This is a genomic window from Leptothermofonsia sp. ETS-13 (assembly GCF_049200465.1).
Lineage (GTDB): Bacteria > Cyanobacteriota > Cyanobacteriia > Leptolyngbyales > Leptolyngbyaceae > Leptothermofonsia.
Genome location: NZ_CP120836.1, coordinates 1,591,711 through 1,611,362, shown reverse-complemented (window position 1 = coordinate 1,611,362; position 19,652 = coordinate 1,591,711). Strand labels below are relative to the sequence as shown.

Sequence of the window (19,652 nt, the reverse complement as noted above, 5' to 3'; positions counted from 1 at the left end):
CGGCAAAACAAGTGACTGAACCTGTTTCACGGAGTGATGGGAAAGTAAACAATAGATTGACCAGCATCACACGCGATCGCATGTAATGAAAAAAGCCCCACCAAAGCAGGGCTTCTTTAACTCTTCAAACTAATTAGGCTCTTCAAACTAACCAGAAATCAGAGACTTCTGACTGAGATTTAGAAGGTAAAGGTGGTTCTTACTGTACCAATCAGGGCATCAGTGTCACCATTGTTGCTTTGACCAGCATTAATGATGTAGATAATGCCAGGAGTGATAGAGATGTTGTCGGTTAGCTGCCACTTATAGAAGCCTTCCAGATGAATCGGCATATTGTTATCGGTGTTACCTAAACCATACTCACCGGGATTTCCAACATAAGGTTCAACCCCTGCAAACAGGCCTAGCAAATTACCCTTCTTACCAAAGTCAGCAAAGGCAATACCACCACCAAAGGTCCAGATCTGACCAGCATCAAAGCCATCACCAATGTCATCGGCGTTGACATAAGCACCGAAAGCATTGATGGAAATATTGGAGCCTAGCTTTAAGTAGCCAGAAACACCGTAGGCGTTAACGTTGGTTGGGAATTTCCCCAATAAGTTGCCGAAGGCATCAAACCCAAAGAAGCCGTTGGCGAAGATCGTACCGGATGAAGGCACACCACTACCGCCATCAAAAATTGCTCCACGACGGTAGGCATTGACATAGGTTAGACCAAGCCCGAACTTCCCAGTGTCAAAGCCGATTTGACCCAGGGCAGCATAGCTACCGTTAAATAAACCGTTCTTAGCCGTGGGGACGTTGGCAGCGAAGGTACCAGGATTACCAGACCCATCTGAGTTGTCAGCCAGATAGCCTCCACTCACCTTGAAGTTTCCAAAGTTAAAGTTGACAGCTGCACCTGAGCCGCCCCCAATCAGGTAGATGGGGTTGCGCTGAGCAAAAACAGACAAGGGACCGGTACCGCCATCAAACGCTTCAAAGTAACCGGAGAAGGTAGGGGCGTAATCGTAATGAAGACCAGCGATCGCGGGCACATAAAATTGCAAATTATCTCCGATTGGGAAGTAGTAAGCGACCCAGTCGGCAAACACCTGGTTTCCACCAGTATTCCCGATATTAAAGGTTTGAATCCCTTCAGCACCACCACCGGGAATCGAGAAAGTGTCTGCGTTACCAGCTGCCAGACGGGTGACCAGTAAATCCTTGCCGGTAAAGCTAGTGTTCAATGCCAGACGAACCCTGTTCTGGAAGACAGTATTGTTGTCATCCCGACCGTTATCCAGAAATTCATCAGTAACAGCAAAGATAACCTCACCTGCCAATTTGGTTGTGGTTGAGAATTGCTGCTTCTCAAGCGTCGTTACACGAGCTTCCAGGGCATCTACACGACCGCGCAGAACTGCCAGTTCCGCTGCAAACTCCTCTTGCAGCTTTTGCAAAATGGCTAAATCTTCTTTCTTAACCAGATCAGCAGTACCAGCGGCGATTAACTCGTTCACCCGATCCATACAAGCATTTAGACCCGCAGCAAATTCATAACGGGTCATTGCCTGATTACCACGATATTTTTTGTCGGGATAACCGACGATACAGCCGTAGCGCTCAACCAGAGACTGCAGAGCTTGAAATGCCCAATCGGTTGGTCTGACGTCGGTAAGCTGAGAGACTGAAGTTACCTGACTAATCTGGCTAGCTGAGGCACGACCCTCGCGACCATAACGATTAATCTGATTCAGAGTGCTGGTTGTGGAAGGCGTAGAATCTGGGGAATTAGTTACAGCTTGAGCAATCGTCACTGGTTCAGGCTTAAGAGTGCCAATGGTGCCTTCAGTAACTTCACTCTCCGATAACTTCTCAGATAGCTGAACAGAAACCGTAGTGGTATCTGCTACAGATGCTTCAGAAATTGACTTTGCGTCCGCTGCCATAGCGGATGCTGAAACTGCCAGAGCAGCACCCAGAGCAGCAGGACTGACTAGCAGTGATTTCAACAATAGTTTTGACATGTTCTCCTCCTCACACCGATATAGAACGACTGTTGAGGTCCTCTATAGCTGATTAATTTCTATCGCACAGACTTTCACCCATAAGCGTAATCCAGAATAGTTGCTGGATCAAGAGTGAATTGTGCAATAAGTCACCGTTTGCTCCATGATACTCAAATTTTGAGCTTGACGAATACCGAATTGGTCACCGTTTCAAGATGATGGAGTACCGGGTTCGGGTTCACAGTGAGCAGTTTCAGCAGAAGCCAGCAGGGGAAAGGGGCTAGTGCAGGATGGCAATCCTTGTTTTTTCTCAGCCTTAAGCTATTACTGTAAATTCAATCATCATCAGCAATTGGCGGACGCTGGTGATGCCAGGGTTTTGCAGCTTCTATTTGAGCGGCAAGGGCAATCAGTGTCGATTCAGATGCTGGACGGCCCACCAACTGAACGCCGAGAGGTAGATTGTTGGGAGTAAAGCCCGTGGGAAGGGCAATCGCGGGTTGTCCTGTGGCATTGAACGGGGGGCAAGGCGCGATCCAGTGGATAATTTTTTGTAACGTTTTGGCGGGTCGCAGCCCGGCCCATTCACCTACACGAATTGTGGGATGCATGTAGACCGGCATCAGCATGACATCTATGTTGTTAAAGCGTTCGACAATGTGCCGGGAGATAACCTGCATTTGGGCAACGGATCTTAGATACTTTCCACAGGAAGCAAAGCGAGCACGGGTTCGCAGCCAGCGGCAAGTTCTACCCAAAACGAATTCTGGAACTCTGGCTTCGTCGAGAATGGATTGCCAGATGATCGTAAACGGTTCAATCAAGTCGCCTAAGTCTGGCAGTTCAGCCGATTCCACAACATGTCCGAGGCTTTCAAGCAGATGGGCCGTATCTAAAACGGCTTTTTGGCAGGTTGACTCCGCTTCTCCTAAGGGGGGTATGGCGTTAACAAAAGCAATTCTTAACTGGCCTGGAGGAATTCCAGCCATTGCCTGAAAGGAAGGATCGGGGTCGGGGAGCCAGTAGGGATCGCCTGTGATGTAGCCTGACATGACATCCAGTAAAGCAGCGGTATCTGCAACGGTGCGACCGAGAGGGCCGTTGGTTGCGATTCCGTTCAGGCGATCGCCAAAGGGAGCCATGCTGATACGACCCCGTGATGGTTTGATCCCAACTAACCCACAGCAAAAGGCGGGGCCTCGAATGGAGCCTCCACCATCAGAGCCTTGCGCAACTGGGCACAACCCTGCAGCGACGGCTGCCGCCGCCCCGCCACTCGATCCCCAAGGGGTGTAATCCAAATTCCAGGGATTACGAGCCGGGGGAAACCCTGGCGGCTCGCTGTAGGGAAACATGCCCATCTCTGAGGTTGTGGTTTTGCCCAGGATAATAAATCCGGCCTTTCTGATGCGGCTAACGAGGCCATCATCTTCGGGAGCAATTCGCTTTTTAAGAACACTGAGCCCAAAGGTACAGGGCATCCCTGCTACGGAATTGAGGTCTTTGATTGATATAGGAACCCCGAAAAAGGGAGGAATGCTGTCGAAGTCATCGTTCAATTGTTCGGTTTTAGCTTTGGCCTCGGCGATCGCTGATTCGGCAGCGATCGTGATGTAGCTACCGAGTGTGCCATTTAAGCGCTCAATCCGTTCCAGATAGAGCTCAACCAACTCCAGTGGCGAAACTTCTTTTTGACGAATCAGGCGTGCTTGCTCCAAAGCAGGGGTAAAAGCCAGATCAGTTGCGTTCATGCGGGTACAACAGGAAACTTTTGGGAGACCAGGCGAGGATGAATTTAAGCGACAATCACCATTCTATTGAAACTCCAAATGTTCTACCCCCAGGAATCTTCCAGTCACTTATTGGACTGCCCCTACTGCCCTAGGTTTATCCCCTGGTCAGATCGACTCAAACAGAAGTCACCTGGGCTGGCTGCCGCTTCAAAACTTGCCGGTAGAGGGTCTCTAATTGCGTAATATTGTTGCTCAAGGTGTAGCGTTCCTTGACGCGTCGGCGAGCATTTTGACCGAGCAGAGTGGTCCATTCTGTGTGGTCGCGCAGTTGGGGTAAGAGGGTTCTCAGTTGGGTAGCCACTCCCTGTGTTTTGATAATGACACCTGCTTCGTTTTCTAGCACCTCCCCATCCGCTCCGGCATCTGTTGCTACACAGGCAAGCCCGCAGGCCATAGCTTCCAGCAACGATAGGGAAAGCCCCTCTACCAGTGAGGGGAGAACAAAAACATCGCACCCTCGGAGAATCTCGATGCGTTTATTTTCATCGGCAATAAAACCCATCCAAATAATGCCGTGCTCAGGACCGTAGAATGGCATAAGCGATGCTGCTAGGGGTCCATGATTACCAACGATGACCAATTTAGAATGAGGACCCATCCGCGCCTGTTTCCAGGCTTTTAGCAGTGACTCCACATTTTTTTCAGGCGAAATGCGTCCCTGATAAATAAAAATGCGTTCAGCCTTTAATTGATTTTTTAGTCGGGAAAATCCGGGGGAGTATTTTTCAACATCGACCCCGTTCGGGATGACAGCTACCTTCAATGGAGGAACTCCAAGACGGATCAGCAAATCTTCTTGAAGGTGGGAAAAGACGATGACGCGATCGTACTTGGCCAGAAATGGGGCATAGAGCTGATAGGTCAAATGTTGGGTGCCCGATGTCAAGTTCCGCAGCTTGCGATCAAAGGCCGGGTGAAATGTCGCAACTAGTGGAATTCCCAGATCAGTACAAATCTCTGGAAGCAAAAAGTCCAGGGGAGAAAGGGTTAGCGATGCATGGACTAAATCGGGTTGGAGCTCTTCCAGAGATTGTTTCAAAATCTTACTGGAGCGCAAGGTTGGAATGGTATAGACCTGGGACTTATAAAGAAAGGGGATGGGAATTTCCTGAAAGTCGGGCCAGTTGTCAGGAGGAGGTTCATCTTGGGCAAAGTGAAGAAAACTCACCTGATAGCCCCGGTCTAACAGGGCATTGGTGACCTCTCGACCATAGGTGACGTTGCCACAAAAAGGAGTTTTTTTTCCAAGCCAGGCGATATGCATTCGGGTTTGTTGCAGTGATGGGTAACTTCAGCGAACAGCCACTATCAGCCCTTAATAAATAGTCCCCCTGCCGCCGGATAGACTCCAGTAATCTGGAGTTTTGGCGACTTATGAAGAACTATTGTGGGGTTGACCCTGTACGCGAAATATACCAGGTAAATACCCCGCTTGCGACGACAAGCCCAGCAAGACCAATAAAGACCGTCCGTAAGCCGAAGAAGGTTTCTGCTACACCTGCCAGTGCCAGAGGCAAGCTAAGAGCAATATTAATAGCGTTATTTTGTAAACCAAAAACCTTGCCTCGCATTTCCTCTGGTGTTTCTTCCTGAATAGTGGTTTGCATAGGAACTCCTACCACGGCTGCAAAGCCACCTAGTAAAGTAATTAGCGCCAGTGCTGGAATCAATCGCTCACTGAAAACAGACAGTCCCAGCAGGGAGGCTGCCATGCCCAGGGAACCAAAGAGGCTGAGCTGGTAGTGGGTAAATCGCTGTCCAAACTGCCCAATGAAAGTGGCTCCGATCGCCATCCCCACTCCACCGGCTGCCAGCAAAAAGCCAAATTGGGATGCTTTGATAGCGGGCATAATTTCCGCTAGCCGCACCGACAGAACGGCTAGAGCGGCAAACACCGAAAATAGAATGACCAATTGGAGCATGGCACTGCGAACACGATGCTGCTGCTTTAGGTAGCGAATTCCATCCTGAATATCCTGAAATACGTGGGGCGTCTCTACCGCTGCGGCAGGGCTATCCCCATTGCTATTAGTAACCCCTCCCCAGGTTTTCTCGCGGACGTTTAGCAGCAAGAGGACGAGACCGGCGATCGCATAGCCACTGCCGACTACCAACTCCTTACCCAAGCCGATTGCCGTCCAGCCCAAATAGGTTGTCAAACTGTCAGCTAATGCTAATAGCGGTTCACCTACAGCAAAACCAATGATGACCGATGCCATCATGGTGGTGGTGTAAAGCGAATTCGCAGACAGGAGATGACGCCGTTCCACAATTAAGGGGATGGCTGACTGTTCAGCCGGGGCAAAGAACTGGGTTAGGGTTGAAACCAGAAACGTAGTTACCAGCAAAATACAGAAGCCGACGGGCAAACCCGCCAGGGGTGCCCATCCCTTTGATAGCCAGAGTAAGGGCGGCAATGTAAAAACTAATCCCCCCCGTAGTAAGTTGGTGGCCACCAGAACCGCTTTTTTGGGCCAGCGATCAACGAATACTCCAGCGATGGAACCAAACAGAACCGCTGGAATGGTAAACGCGATCATGATCGAAGAGACCCAGCCGCTAATCGTTTGATCACCAGTTTGAAATCGGCTGGCAATCAGTGCAATCATCAGAACCAGGTAAACTTTATCCGCTAACTGAGAAAAAACCTGTCCACTCCACAGGGTTAAAAAATTTCGGTTTCTTAGTACGGGAAGAAAGCCCCGCTCCAACTCACCATCGGGTGAAATGAACCCCACTTCTGGATTTGAACCCAACGATGAAACCGATGAGATTCCACTGCTCTCTTGCTTTGACATCCCCATCGCAGACGGCGTGGAGGAGTGGCGATCGGTTTCGAGGAAATCTTCTTCTGAGCGAAACATGGGTAAAAAATTCTCCCCATCAAACACATCCCCTTCCAGTACAGGCTTTTCTGCACCCTGCTCTGGCACACGACTGATCGGGGGACCAAACCGAGTCTGTGGTGAATGACAAATCTCCAGATCAGCGGATGAATCACTGGACCCTTTGATATTGTCGCCCAGACCTGGACGATTTAGGGACAGCATCATCGATGCTTCTAAATCCGACTTGGACAGTTGCATCATGGCTCAGGGGATCAGAGGGTGGTTAGCAGAAACAAAGCATGCATCTACCAGAGTAGCGGAGCGAATGGGACGATCAAAATGATACTGGGCATAGTGACGCAATGCACGCTCTACTGAATGCCATGCGGTTGCAGCCTGGACAGATTGGGGCAAATCGGCATGGGCAAGCTGTTGCAGCAGTGCCAGTTCTGAAGCGGTTAGCTGGATGTGCAGAATTGACGGTGTCTGATAAATAGTGCGCTCGGTCATCACCATTGGATCAGAACTTTTTGCCCCACCTTCAGCTACTTTACTCTGATTCTGGTGCAGCCCGATAGCCTGATCCGCGGCATAGAAGGTAGCCTGAAGCGGATCGCTCGCAGTTTTGCGAACGGGTTTCGGTTTCCCTACCCTCAGCCTTGCAAGAGCCTCAAGGGTGACAGTTCCTCCGGCGGGAATGCTAAAACCAATGCGCCAGGACGGATCCGTAAAATCAGGTGTCAATGACTGGCGTGTAACACAGCAAACGTAAACCTGGGGAGCAATTCCTGCCAAAACAAGGAGTTGGAAAATGGCGTGGGTGAGATGGGGCAAGATAGATTCCGTGGCCGATCGCTCCAGCCGCTTCAGGTGTTCACCCAGCAAGCAAAACAATTCTTCCTGGGGTTGATCGCTCAAGGCTTGATAGAGGCAAAGTTCTGCCAGGTACTGGCTTGCTGTCAACTTTTTCAAATCCTGGCTCAACCCAGGGTAGGATTCTAGAGTTTCTGCCTGAGCCACCTTATCGAGCGATCGCCCTTTGGCAATCAGTAAATTATTCACTACAAACAACCCACTCCGCCCAGCCATACTGGAGTTATGTTTACGAGATCCCATCGCCACTGCCCGCACCAGCCCAAACTCCCGCGTCAGGATTGTCAGCAGGCGATCGGCTTCCCCCATCGGCATGCTCTTGAGATTGATTCCAGTCGCTTTGTAAGTACGGCTCATGCGATCAAGATTTTAGTTGTTAATTGTTATAGCTCTACGCGGGTGCGTTAGGACATTGGAATTAGAGAGGGAGTGGGGGCTTCGCCCCCAGCCAGGGGTGGAACCCCTGCACCCCGTCCTAACCACAATGACTACCGCTATATAGCTGTCGCCAGGTTGCTTAGGACATTGGGTTTAGAGGAGGGGATGCACCCCCAATCGAGGGTGGAACCCCTGCACCCCGTCCTCAGCCTGGTGGCTATCGCTATAACAAACAGCTAACAACCAACAGCTAACAACTTCCCCTCGCCCCCTTACTTTCCCCTCTCATTCCCTACTCTTCATCCTTCTCTAGGCTACCGCGCTGATAGATCAGATCGGGGCCGCGGGAGGTGCCTAAACGGGTGGCTCCGGCAATAATCAGCTCCAGTGCTTGCTCAGCAGTACGAATACCACCCGAAGCTTTAATCCCCACCCGGTCTTTAGTAATTTCTTTCAAAAGGCGGATGTCTGCCACTGTAGCTCCCCCATAAAGTCCGGTGCTGGTTTTAAGGAAGGCGGCTCCCGCATCCATGCAGATTTCGGCTGCCAACCGCTTTTCAGATTCAGTCAGCAAGGCCATCTCTAGAATGGCTTTGATGGTGAGTCCAGTTTCTTCTCGAATTTCGGCAATTTCTCGATGGACCTCGTTGGTTTTGCCTGCTTTCAACCAGCCAATGTTAATTACGACATCCAGTTCAGTGGCACCATTTTCAACCGCATCTTGAGCTTCAAACTGCTTTACCGCAGAGGTGGTTGCTCCGTAGGGAAAGCCAATTACGGTACAAACCCTGGGGGGCTTGCCATGGAGTAAATTGGCGGCCAGTTTAACGTAGGCAGGTTGAACGCAGACCGCCGCAAAGCCAAATCGATCAGCATCGGCACACCATTGCTCTACCTGGTCAGGAGTGGCTGTTGGAGTCAAAAGGGCATGGTCAATAAAGGGAGCGATATCAATTTCTGTCTGAGGTGCCATTATTTAATACAGTGTCATGGTTAACCGTTTACGATAATCTCTGGTGAGGGGGTGATCGTCTCCTAAAAGATCGAAGACGGCGAGCATCGCTTTTCGGGCACCGTCATTTTTGTAATGGCGATCGCGGCTGACAATGGTCAGTAACTCATTCAACCCCGCTTCGTAGTTTTCCTCCAAAACAAAGCGAGCTGCCTGCTGAAATTGCTGATCGAGTTCGTTGCCGGTTTCAGGCTGACTGGCGATTTGTTTCAACAGGATTAGTGCTTTCAGTGATTTGGCGTGGGGAAAGTAGGCTTTGTCATGCTCTGGAATGGACGACAGCAACTTTTCAGCCATCTCGAACTGGTCAGTTTCGATGTAGAAGTTAGCGGCCTCCAGGAGCAGTTTGCGATCGCCCGGATATTGCTGGAGTAACTCTTCTAGCTTGGCCTGGGCAGTTTCTACATGCCCCCTGGAAGCTTCTGTGTAAATGGTTTCTAGTGCATCATCCAGAGTGGACTTTAGATTCAGCTGAGCAAGGAATTGTCGGAGTTGTGGTTCGGACAGCACTCCAACAAACCCCTCGCTCACCTGTCCATCTACAACCACTCTCACATCGGGTACTCCTTCAACCCGATAGTTGTTTGCCAACTCAGGATTCTGGTCGATATCTACCTTTGCCAGAACAAAGTCATACTCCTGTACCAGCTTTTCCAACATGGGTTTGAGCATTTGGCAGGGGCCGCACCAGGTTGCGAAAAAGTCTACAAGAACAGGTTTCTCATAGGATTTTTGAATCACTTCTGTTGCGAAGTTAGCGTGGTTGACTGAAACTGAAGAACCCATTATTTACCTTTGGCTTTTGTCTTTCTGGTGGTTGATTTACTGCTTGATTTAGTCCCACTGGTTTCCGCCGTTGCTGCTTTTGTGGTTGGGGTTTTGGCGGCGGCTTTTGTGGTTCGTTTGGCTGTGGTGGAGTGGGTCGTAGTTTTGGAGGCCACCGACTTAGAGGTGACTCCGTTACTGGTAACAGGTATCTGATCCGCTTTCAGATGGGCTTCCAGGAACCACAGTCGGATATCATCCAGGAACTACAGTCGCATATCAATGGTTCTCGAAACTTCAGTATAGAGATCGGCAGTGTCAGCATCTCCCAAATCATTGGTCTGGTTGATCGTTTCGCGCAAATGTTTGGCGTAGGGAGCGTAGCGATCGGCCAGGGCAATAATGTGATCTTTACCATCTAAAATGGTAAAGGGGTATTCGGGCAGGATCAAATTTGCCTCAGCAATCAGGGCCGTTCCCATTGCGGATCACTAAGAGCCGTCACTCGCTCTGAAATCACATCGATATACTCATACTCTTCCACTTCACCCGCCATTTCATCAAACAGCTCGTGCAGTTGATAAAAGTCCAAACCTTTGACGTTTCAATGGGCTTGTTTGACTTGAGTTTTGAGGTCCAATGTGGCAGCCAGTTTTGTATTGAGCAATTCAATAATCTGGGAACGGTTGTTTCTGGAATATCGATCCGGGTTGGATAAAGAATTAGCTTGCTGGCATTGTTGCCCATATGCCTTTGCTCTCGTTGAGTTGAGAATCAATCCAGTGAACGGAGAACTTTTGAGAAAGCTACTTCAAATTTATCTCAAAAATTTGTTTTGAAACCAATGATTTTAAGATAGGACTCCTTATATAAAAACTCATATAAAGAATATAAAGACAAAAAATATAAAGAGGGCCTGGATGGGGTGTTATAGTTCTACGCGGGTGCGTTAGGACATTGGAATTAGAGAGGGAGTAGGGGCTTCGCCCCCAGCCAGGGGTGGAACCCCTGCACCCCATCCTCAGCCTGGTGGCTATCGCTATAAATCTGTAGCTAACCTGCCCTAAGAACGTTGGATACTGCTCTACAGATAAAACTAATATTTTCAGAGCATTACCCCGCGATCGCTCTCAAGATAGAAACCCAAATTTACGCTGTTCTGTATTGATTTGAAAACCAGATGTTCTGTATTGGTTTGACAACCAGAATGTAGAGACTGCTCTTTCTAGCAACCCAAAGAAGTGAAACTTTTGCTATCGAGCACTTGCCTGTCTAGTCAGCACAACTGAGTAACAAAGGCGATCGCCCCTGGAAAAGGTTTCCCCACAAAGAATGGGAGTTTCTTGATTGGTGTAGGCAATATAGCGATAAACCAGCAGTGGCTCTCCCAACGGTACAGCGAGATACTGACTCAACTCATGGCTGGTATGGACTGATTCCACAGTGGCTTCGATGTGCTCAATCACAATCCCATTCTGCTCCAGTGTGGGAAAGGTCATGTGGAAACGCAATTCATCGGCAAACTGCCTACCCAGTTCTGGTAGAACATAGGTGATGTCAACAGCAGCGGGAACGTTGTTCAGTAAAATGAGTTTTCTCTGAAAATAGACCTCAGTGTCATTTTCAGGCAATTGAAGTATCTGTTGAATTTTGTCTGGTGCAGCCAACGGTTCAAACGCTAAACTTTGTATTGAACTGGTGACCCCTTGCCTTGCCATATCTTCTTTAAAGAAGATGAGGGGATTGGATAGGGTGCAAATATATTTGCGTTGGTCTTTGACAAAAACCCCTTTTCCCCGACGCGTGATGACCAGCCCCTGATTAGTAAGGTTGGCGATCGCTCGTCGCACCGTAATTCGGCTGACCTGATACTGTTCCATCAACTGATGTTCACTTGGAATCTGGTCACCCGAAGCATACTTGCCGCTAAGAATTTCTTCTCGCAGCCTTTCAGAAATGACTAAATGGAGTGGAGTGGAGCTCTGGGGTTCAGGCGACCTTGACATTCAGAATGTGGTAGAGAGAACTCAAAAAACATCACTTCGCCAGGGATTATTCTCTCATTGCCTGTAGAAATATAAACTCCATTTCCTGGGTTCTTTTGCGACTTGACAATAAGTGTTACTTATTACTCAACAACTAAGCCTCGCACCTGTTCCGGAGATTGATTCCATCTAAACCAGCTGCAAGCAGCCCCGCCTGAGCCAGATACAAACTGGCAGAACCATCCACCAACCGACACTCAAACCGTTCGCACTCTGGAATGCAAATCATATGGATCCGGTTTTGCCCCTGTAGGCAATGTAGCGGGGGCTCCAGGTACTTCCTGAACCTGTGATGGTGGCATCATCGTAACTTCTCCAGATAGCTAACCAGGGTAGAGATGAAGCCAAACTGGCGCATCAAATTGAGCTGGTCATGGCAAGAACGGGCCGCAATATCCAGTGAGTCTGCTACCTGGTAATGGCTGCCCTCTTTTTTGAGCAGCATAAATTTTTGAGCAGCATAAATTCTGCCTCCACCCCCGTTTTGTAGCAATAGCCAGACGCTTCACACCATCCTTACACGCTGGAAGAACCATCGCCACACTTCAGTTGTTTACCATCCACCCGGGGTAAGGCAGGAGCGACTTTGGAACTTTGCTGGCTGGCGCAGACGATGGATAGGGACAGGTTATTGTTGCCATCTTTCACCAGGAAGACGGCAGCGGTGTAGCTGGGCAGTCCATCTCTTTTGGCGATCGCAGTCGATATTGCCTGTCTTTCATCACCCCTGGTGCTATATAAATAGCTGGGATTCTCTGGCACCACCCTACTGCCAAGTTCTGCCAGGTTAGACGCGAACCGCTTTTTCTGATTAAAGAACTCCGTCTGTTTCTGGTTCAGGGTATTCATCGCCTCGATCGCTGTGGCATTATCGGAAGTAGCCAAAAGGGGAATTCCACCCACGGATGGTTCTTTAGCAACGGTAGTGGTCTGTCTGGGATTGGTCTTTGCCCGCTGTCGGGCGTTGGCCAACTGTTGCTGATAGTCGCGTAATAGTTTTTGTGCCTTTGGGTAGTCAGGGTTGGTGCGGGGAACCGACTTGAGAAAGGCGATCGCCCGTTCCCATTGAGTAATCACCAGTTTCCAGTCTTCAGGCGTCTGGGCATCGCGGGCCAGGGTAGTGGCACTGGCCGCTTTATCCGTTCCCTTCTGATAGGCATCAATAGGAACGGTGGGTGTTGGAGAGGGACTAGCGACAACGGGTGAAGGTAAGGGCGTCGCCGTTTCAGCGGGTAAGGGAGGGGGTGGGGTGGGAAAGGGCGATCGGTTAGCAGCCTTGCTACAGGCCGACAGAAGCAGGGCCGTAAAGGCACCCAGTTTAGCAAGTTGGTGACGGGAGAGAGTCATCATGTCTATTGCAAACCATGTTTATTGCAAACTTAGACAATTGAATTACCCCAACCACTATGACTCGCCAGGCAGGACAGTTGCAATCAGACTACAGCTATCACGTCGCAATGCGCTGTAATAACCGCGAATTTCGCCTGACTCGGTTGGAATGTCGTCAGATATTGCTTTACGCCATTAAGAGATGTCGAGATAAATTTGGCTTTAACGGCTTTAAACTCTATGCCATGTGCATTATGAGCAACCATATGCATTACCTGCTGGAACCAAAGCAGCCAGAAGACTTGCCACACATTATGCATCAGCTGAACTGGTATACTGCAATGTGTTTTAACCAGACGCTGAACCGAACCGGACACTTTTGGGAAAAGCGCTATCACAATACTGGTTTACAAATGTAGATAAACAACGGGCACTGAATATACTGCGATACATTCACAGCAACCCAAAAGCCGCAAATTTTCAGCAGGGTCGGTTTTATGACTACAGCAACTATGGCAGTTAAGTAGCTAGACGCAATTAAACTAAGGATAATTTTTGAGGGGGAGGGGGGCCCCTCCTGCTTGGCGACGCAGCCCCCACTCCCCCATTTACCAATTAAAATTAATTTTTACCAATCAATGATGACTACCTAACTTATGACCGTTTAACTGATGATGGCATCAGTCATTGGCATCCAGCATTCCTGGCACTGGAAAAAGCATTAGAGATTTGCGCAGCAGCGTATCGAAAGTTCTGTAAGAAATATAGGCGTTGCTAAATTTGGGTATGAAATAGGTGCTGTATGCTTGAAATTTCGTTTTGATTCATACTACTTTTCAGCGACGCCCGACAGATATGGCTCTACACGGGTGCATTAGAACATTGGAATTAGAGAGGGAGTGGGGGCTTCGCCCCCAGCCAGGGGTTCCACCCCTGCACCCCGTCCTAACCATCATGACTACCGCTATATCCCAACTGAGAGGGTCGAGCAACACCTGGCCATTGACACAACTGGCCGAGAACTTGGCTCCAAACTCTACTGGAGTCCCCGCTTTACCTCGCACCATCGGACGAATATGCGGTTGCGATAGGCGAACAATCCGGTCATCAATCCGATGCTGCCTTGGGTCATACATGGCTTGCTGTTGACGGTACAGTTCAGCAATCACCAGGAGTTTACGGTACAGGTGCTTGCCCAGGGCCGATAATAATGCTCCAACTGCGACTAACGCATCAATGTGAGCCAGATTGCGTTTCACATAGCCTAGTTGGTTACGAATGGCTTTTCGCATCGTTTTGTGGCGAACTTGGCGTTGCTTGGTGACGTTCAAATACTCTCGGCGGGCCTGCTGACGATAGGTGCGAGGTTTGGGTTGCACAACGGCTCGCACTTGCTCATATCCCTCTTCCATCACATTAGGCGGAGGAAAACTGGCGAAGAGGAACAAAAGGAGCAAGGGGCAGCCATCCTGGAAACTGGTTAATGATGTTAAGCAACTTTGCAAAGCCTCGCTGTAGGGCAGGCAACTCAAACCACCTTAACCACGGTTTGAGCAAGCTAAAGAAGATAAATGGCTCAATCAGTAATTGAACATTGTGGAGACGACGTTTCCACCCCTTCGATTGGCTCCAACTCGGATGTTGAACAAAGCGGCTGAGCAAATCCAATGGAGACTCGTTGAGTATAGCGGGTGGTTTGTCGTTCAAACCCTGAAACTGCAAACTCACCATCAGGTACGCACTCGATACGATTTCCCACCAGCGTTCGATTTGCTCGTAATGAGTAACTCGAAAATCTGCCCACCCCAATTCGTTTTTGCACTGCTTGAAGCCGTATTCCACCCAGGTTCGCAGTCCGTACACGTTGCCGATGAACGGAGCATCATCTTGCTCGGATCGCAAATGACTCATCACCATCCAGGTGCTGTTATCTGGTAATTGCACCGGGTCAGTGGTTAGTGTCCAGTAGCGCCACTGCCAACGCCTGCCAAAAACAATCTCCTGAATGTATCTTTGTTCGGTCCCGCCATTGCTAAAGATTCTCTCAAAGACTGCCAACGGCTGTAGCGAATCTGTGCCTCCTTAGGCATCCACACCCCGTGATTCGAGCGGATTATTGCCACAATCCACGGTAGCTTCAACTCGTTGAGAACGCTTAAGAAGGGATGGCTCTCGCCATACAAGCTGTCTGCCAGAACTAATGAAAAGCGAAAGCCGAAGTCCACCAATTCTTGAATGATTTGTTGTACCAGTTGCAGCTTGTTTGATACATCATCCGGTTGAGGCAGCGTTTCGGCTTAAACACTTTGAATCGCAAAGGAAAGCTCAGATCACCTAAGACACCATAGGCATTGACCGAGACGATGCCGTTGTCTACTTTGCCGATATTGCTGATGTACTGTCGTTCCATATAGTCGGTACTCTTGCCCTTCTTGCGGTCTCCCGTGTCGTCTATCACCAGGACGAGCGCTTGCCCGTGGATTTGGTTGAGAATCAGAGCTAGGCGTTGATAGCGTAATGCTTCCACCCTCCACGGAGCATCAGTTAGAACATGGAGCAGTCCTTGCTCATTGGGCAAGCCCACCGCCTTGGCAATGGCAGGTAGCGTTTTGCGGGGCAGGGGAGCCACCAATCCCAAGTGCAGATACTTAAAGGCTTCAAAACCGCGGACATCACTAAACAAGTGCTCGTAGACTCGGCAGTAGTTATCTACGAGGCGAACAGTAGACACAGGGGGACGCGGTTCTACCATCACAACCACCTCATGCGAGGGGAACTATCTTGATCTTACTCTCGCTAATGTGATGGAAGAGGGATATTCAGACACCTAACAAGGCTTTGAGAAGCCAGAGGTAGGATTAATTCTGGCTCCTGGCTCCTGGTTTCCTCCATTAGGGCATCTACCGTCAAAATTGTTTAAATCGGTATAAACCCTATAAAATTTATTCCGCTGCGAACCGTTACGCTCTGTTTGCCCAGTCTTTTGCCCAACTCAGGATCTCGTGTACGCGTTCCAGGTTGGCCGCTTCCGAATAAAGACGGAGGACGGGTTCTGTGCCGCTGAAGCGAATCAAAAGCCAGCTTCCATCGTCCAGCCGAAATTTATAGCCGTCGATAGAAAGGCGGTCTGCCACTTTCCGGCCAGCAATTTCGGAAGGAGGGTTGGTTTTGAGTTGGGTTAGCAGGCGATCGCGCACCTCCATTCCAGCCAGCGGCAGATCGATCCGGTCATACTCAGAAATATAACCAGTGCGTTTCTGAAGGTCTTTGTAGAGGTCGCTCAGGTCGGTATTCGATTGAACGATCGCCTCCAGCAAGTAAAGGGCTGATAGCAGTGCATCTCGCTCTGGAATATGATTGCCATAGCCAATGCCACCGGACTCTTCCCCACCTAACAAAACCTGCGTTTCCAGCATCCGGTCGGCAATGTACTTGTAACCAATTGGGGTTTCAAATACTGGAAGTCCATACAGGGCAGCTACTTTGGGCATCAGATCTGAGCCACTGATGGTTTTGATGAATTCTCCCTTTGAGCCACGCCTGGATACCAGGTGTTCGATCAGGATTGGAATCAGGATTTGGGAGCTGAGAAAATTCCCCTGGCTGTCGATGGCGGCGATGCGATCGCTATCCCCGTCAAACACCAGCCCAACCACCAACTGCTCCGGGTGCTTTTGATGGTAAGTCTTAATCTGTTCCAGCGTTGCAGCCAGGTACTTGGGTAACGGCTCCGGAGCCCCTCCACCAAAGAGGGGGTCGCGATCGCAGTTTAGCTCCTGAATAGGAGCCTCCAGCAGACGGGCCAATCCACCCGCGGCGGCACCGTGCATCACATCGGCAAAGACCGTCACAGTCCCGTCCTGAAGGGCACTCCGGATTTTGTCAATCTCAACTTTTGTCCGCAGTTCTTGACAGTAGCCCTGCCAGGGATCAAAGGTTTGTAGCGTTCCTGGCGTGGCTTTGATCGTTACCCCTTCCTTTAGCAGGGCTTCGATCTGCTGGGTCACAGCTGGAGGAACGGAGCCACCAAATGCCCCTTTCACCTTGAGCCCAGAGTACTTACCGGGGTTGTGGCTGGCGGTAATCACCAGGGCACCGAGGGCATGGTGCTGCTTGGCGGCCCAGCTAAAGGCGGGGGTGGGTGCGTAGCCTTCGGACAGCAACACATCGAATCCGGTGTTGATGACTGCGTCTGCAACGGCGCGGGCAAAGTCCTCTGACAGGAAGCGGCGATCGTAGCCTACAATCACAGTCCGGTTAGGGGTGGTGTTGCCGTAAAAGTTTGCCAGGACCTGAGCTGCCAGTGGGGCGACCAGGGTCAGGCGTTCAAAGGTAAAGTCGGCGGCAATGACTCCACGCCAGCCATCGGTACCAAATTTGATGGAATTCGTAGTAACCACAGTGGGAAAGGGATGATTCATAAGGGACAGGAAACGGGCTACGCATCTGAGTGTATTCCCCAGAGCGCAACTTCAGCCAGGGATTGGAGGCTGCTATATATTAACTTTGCAGATCCCTGAACGTTTATTTTCTGAAGGGACATTCTAGAACTGGTAGTACACGACATTCTAGAACTGGTAGTACACACTGAAATAGACGCCACTGTCCTGAAGATCGTTGCCGCGATCGTCGGGGCGGGTGATGGGGTAGGCGAAGTCAAAGCGCATGTTCAGGCGAGGAATGGGTTGCCAGAGAATACCTGCTCCAATACCAGCCAGAAACCGCCCATCGGGAATGGGATTGGGATTACCGGAGGTATTCCAGACGGTGCCTGCGTCAAAGAAAGGAGCCAGTTGCAGGGTCGGAATTCCGGCTTCGTCGCGGGCGATCGCAATCCGGTCTTCAATCGAGAACCGGAAACCATTGTCACCAGAGCGAAAGTTCTGGCGATAGCCGCGTAAAGATTGCCCGCCTCCAATCACAAACTGTTGGGATGGCAACAGAGTGTCAGGAGTCAGTTGCACATCTCCCTGAACAATCAGCAGGTGGTCATTGCCTAAACGCTGCACTCGTTGAATTTGCCCCAGCCAGCTAAAGAATTTGCTGTCAGGAATGGGCTCAGGGTTTTCGGTGGCACCAAAGATATCTGTGCCAATGTTGAAGAGCGATCGCAGTGCCCAGGCCCCTTGAGGGTCGCGCCGAATGTATTCCTGCCCGAACTTGAATACGCGGGTACGACTGTTTCCTTCCGCATCGGGACCAATCCCAAACGGAAAGCCCAGATTCTGGAACAAAAACGTCTGTCCATTTTGAGCTGTAAACCCGACTGAGAGAGCCAGTTCTTCACGGGGTGTGCGAAGCAGGGGTTGGCGGTAACTCAGCTCGTAGAGGTAATTGTTACCCCGGATATCCAGTGCTTCAAACGCTGGATCAGTAATCTCGTTTTTGCTAGGTGAATAGCGAAATTGAAGCGTCCCATTCATGGGATTAATGGGGATGCGGTAGTTAAAGTCTCCTACATTGGACCCGCCATTGGTCGAGCGGAAGTAGGTAATAAAGAGTTCATCCCCAAAGCCTGTCAGGTTGCGGTATCCAATTCCGCCTCCAAACCGGACTGAACCTACACTGGGCGGGGAGTAGTTATCAACCCCCACAAACCCCAACCAGGGTCTGGCCTCCGTGACCCGCACAATCAAAATGCTTTGCCCCAACTGGGTCCCTGGGCGCAGGCTCGCCTCCACGTTAGTAAAGAGGGGATCGGCTTTTAACAACCGCAGTTGGTCTTCCAAATTATCGCGGTTCAGGGGAGCCCGCGAACCCAGTTCAATCCGACTGCGGATGTAGGAACCCCTGACTCGCTGTGCCCCTTCAATCCGGATGTCTTCTAAAGAACCCTCAATTACCTGGATGCGGACAACCCCATCTTTTACCGTCTGGTCTACCAAAACGGCTCTGGAGGTGATGTAACCCCGATTGAGATAAAGCTGGGTGATGGCGTCGGCAACCTGCCGCAGTTCCTCCAGACTTACCGATCGCCCCTCTAGCGGTTTGGTAATAGGTTCAATCTCAGCCGGGCGCAAAATTGTGCTGCCCACCACCTCAATTCGGGTGACTGGGATGCTGGTTGTAGGCTGGCTGGGAGGGGGTTCTGTGGGGGTAGGAGTGGGGTTGGGGGTGGGGAGAACGGGTTGGGTTTGCTCTGGCGTTTGGGGATCTGGTAATGGAGCGGGCTGAATCAGGCGATCGCGATTGGGATCGGGTCGATTTTGACCGGGATCGGGAAACGGAACCTGCGCTATCTGCGTCGATTTTCCTGGAGCGGCAGTCCTATTTAACGGAATCGATTGGTTCGCCAATGGCTCAATCTGACCACTTTCCGCTTCTTCCGAACTGGCATGCTGGGCTGGCTGCGGCCTTGTCAAAGGCGTTAGCCTGTAGACGGACAAATGGGCTAAGCCTGTCCCAACTTCGCCCAGCAAGATGATCGGAAGTGCATATCCCTGCTGGCTGGAAATTATCCACAGAAGCCCAGCCGAAACCGACACTCCAGACCTGATTCGAAAACGCTTCAACTGCATTGGATAGCCTCTACCACCCGATGACTTAATAGTTAGGGAAGGTCTACCCTCTCGGCGATCGCTCAAAACTTCCTGGTATAAACCTTCACCGCAAGCCAATTTATTGTATCTGCGTTC

General features: G+C 50.3%; 17 protein-coding genes and 2 pseudogenes. 2 read left to right on the top strand and 17 right to left on the bottom strand.

Features of this window, described 5'->3' with window-relative positions; all coding sequences use genetic code 11:
• Positions 1-179 precede the first annotated feature (179 nt).
• The 7 genes from P4D80_RS07240 to P4D80_RS07210 all read right to left on the bottom strand — a co-directional run bounded on the left by P4D80_RS07240 (position 180) and on the right by P4D80_RS07210 (position 9,664).
• A complete protein-coding gene (locus P4D80_RS07240; protein ID WP_421658319.1) occupies positions 180-2,012 on the bottom strand; it encodes an iron uptake porin in 1,833 nt (610 codons plus the stop codon).
• 317 nt (positions 2,013-2,329) lie between these two features.
• Positions 2,330-3,745: an amidase gene (locus tag P4D80_RS07235; RefSeq protein WP_421658318.1), complete on the bottom strand. Its 1,416-nt coding sequence runs from the start codon at positions 3,743-3,745 to the stop codon at positions 2,330-2,332.
• A 157-nt stretch (positions 3,746-3,902) separates the two neighbouring features.
• Positions 3,903-5,051, bottom strand: coding sequence for a glycosyltransferase family 4 protein (locus tag P4D80_RS07230; RefSeq protein WP_421658317.1), 1,149 nt, complete (start codon positions 5,049-5,051; stop codon positions 3,903-3,905).
• Positions 5,052-5,169: 118 nt separating this feature from the next.
• Positions 5,170-6,876, bottom strand: a complete 1,707-nt coding sequence (locus P4D80_RS07225; protein WP_421658316.1) for an MFS transporter — start codon at positions 6,874-6,876, stop codon at positions 5,170-5,172.
• Between the two features lie 3 nt (positions 6,877-6,879).
• Complete coding sequence (gene recO / locus P4D80_RS07220) at positions 6,880-7,845, bottom strand: DNA repair protein RecO (RefSeq protein WP_421658314.1); 966 nt, start codon at positions 7,843-7,845, stop codon at positions 6,880-6,882.
• A 313-nt stretch (positions 7,846-8,158) separates the two neighbouring features.
• Entirely contained in the window at positions 8,159-8,839 is a 681-nt protein-coding gene (deoC, locus tag P4D80_RS07215; RefSeq protein ID WP_421658313.1) for a deoxyribose-phosphate aldolase, read from the bottom strand.
• Positions 8,840-8,842: 3 nt separating this feature from the next.
• On the bottom strand, positions 8,843-9,664 hold the full coding sequence (locus P4D80_RS07210) for a tetratricopeptide repeat protein (RefSeq protein WP_421658312.1): 822 nt from the start codon (positions 9,662-9,664) through the stop codon (positions 8,843-8,845).
• A 9-nt stretch (positions 9,665-9,673) separates the two neighbouring features.
• Here P4D80_RS07210 and P4D80_RS07205 point away from each other — a divergent pair, with 9 nt between their 5' ends.
• Positions 9,674-9,859 (top strand): hypothetical protein, encoded by a 186-nt coding sequence (locus P4D80_RS07205; RefSeq protein ID WP_421658311.1) that lies wholly within the window; start codon positions 9,674-9,676, stop codon positions 9,857-9,859.
• Positions 9,860-9,909: 50 nt separating this feature from the next.
• Here the strand turns inward: P4D80_RS07205 and P4D80_RS07200 are convergent, their stop codons facing one another.
• From P4D80_RS07200 to P4D80_RS07175, 6 genes are all read right to left on the bottom strand, one after another.
• A complete protein-coding gene (locus P4D80_RS07200) occupies positions 9,910-10,125 on the bottom strand; it encodes a hypothetical protein (RefSeq protein WP_421658310.1) in 216 nt (71 codons plus the stop codon).
• Positions 10,110-10,235 carry a hypothetical protein gene (locus P4D80_RS07195; RefSeq protein WP_421658309.1) on the bottom strand — a complete coding sequence of 42 codons (126 nt, stop codon included), beginning with the start codon at positions 10,233-10,235 and terminating at the stop codon, positions 10,110-10,112. The genes P4D80_RS07200 and P4D80_RS07195 overlap by 16 nt, the downstream gene beginning before the upstream one ends.
• Before the next feature lie 661 nt (positions 10,236-10,896).
• The gene (locus P4D80_RS07190; RefSeq protein ID WP_421658308.1) at positions 10,897-11,649 is read right to left on the bottom strand and encodes a GntR family transcriptional regulator; all 753 of its coding nucleotides are present in this window, start codon (positions 11,647-11,649) and stop codon (positions 10,897-10,899) included.
• Positions 11,650-11,782: 133 nt separating this feature from the next.
• The gene (locus P4D80_RS07185; RefSeq protein WP_421658306.1) at positions 11,783-11,917 is read right to left on the bottom strand and encodes a hypothetical protein; all 135 of its coding nucleotides are present in this window, start codon (positions 11,915-11,917) and stop codon (positions 11,783-11,785) included.
• 72 nt (positions 11,918-11,989) lie between these two features.
• Positions 11,990-12,133, bottom strand: a complete 144-nt coding sequence (locus tag P4D80_RS07180; RefSeq protein WP_421658305.1) for a hypothetical protein — start codon at positions 12,131-12,133, stop codon at positions 11,990-11,992.
• A 71-nt stretch (positions 12,134-12,204) separates the two neighbouring features.
• Positions 12,205-13,038, bottom strand: coding sequence for a type IV pilin-like G/H family protein (locus tag P4D80_RS07175; RefSeq protein ID WP_421658304.1), 834 nt, complete (start codon positions 13,036-13,038; stop codon positions 12,205-12,207).
• A 56-nt stretch (positions 13,039-13,094) separates the two neighbouring features.
• Here P4D80_RS07175 and P4D80_RS07170 point away from each other — a divergent pair, with 56 nt between their 5' ends.
• Positions 13,095-13,436, top strand: a complete 342-nt coding sequence (locus P4D80_RS07170; RefSeq protein ID WP_421658302.1) for a transposase — start codon at positions 13,095-13,097, stop codon at positions 13,434-13,436.
• A gap of 549 nt (positions 13,437-13,985) precedes the next feature.
• On the opposite strand, the pseudogene P4D80_RS07165 reads toward P4D80_RS07170, so the two are convergent.
• The 4 genes and pseudogenes from P4D80_RS07165 to P4D80_RS07150 form a co-directional block, all read right to left on the bottom strand.
• Positions 13,986-14,432: pseudogene (locus P4D80_RS07165) on the bottom strand (IS5/IS1182 family transposase); the annotation flags it as partial.
• Between the two features lies 1 nt (position 14,433).
• Positions 14,434-15,769 (bottom strand): annotated as a pseudogene (locus P4D80_RS07160) (IS701 family transposase).
• Positions 15,770-15,977: 208 nt separating this feature from the next.
• Complete coding sequence (locus tag P4D80_RS07155; RefSeq protein ID WP_421658300.1) at positions 15,978-17,417, bottom strand: phosphoglucomutase/phosphomannomutase family protein; 1,440 nt, start codon at positions 17,415-17,417, stop codon at positions 15,978-15,980.
• A 168-nt stretch (positions 17,418-17,585) separates the two neighbouring features.
• Entirely contained in the window at positions 17,586-19,379 is a 1,794-nt protein-coding gene (locus P4D80_RS07150) for a ShlB/FhaC/HecB family hemolysin secretion/activation protein (protein ID WP_421658299.1), read from the bottom strand.
• Positions 19,380-19,652: the final 273 nt, after the last annotated feature.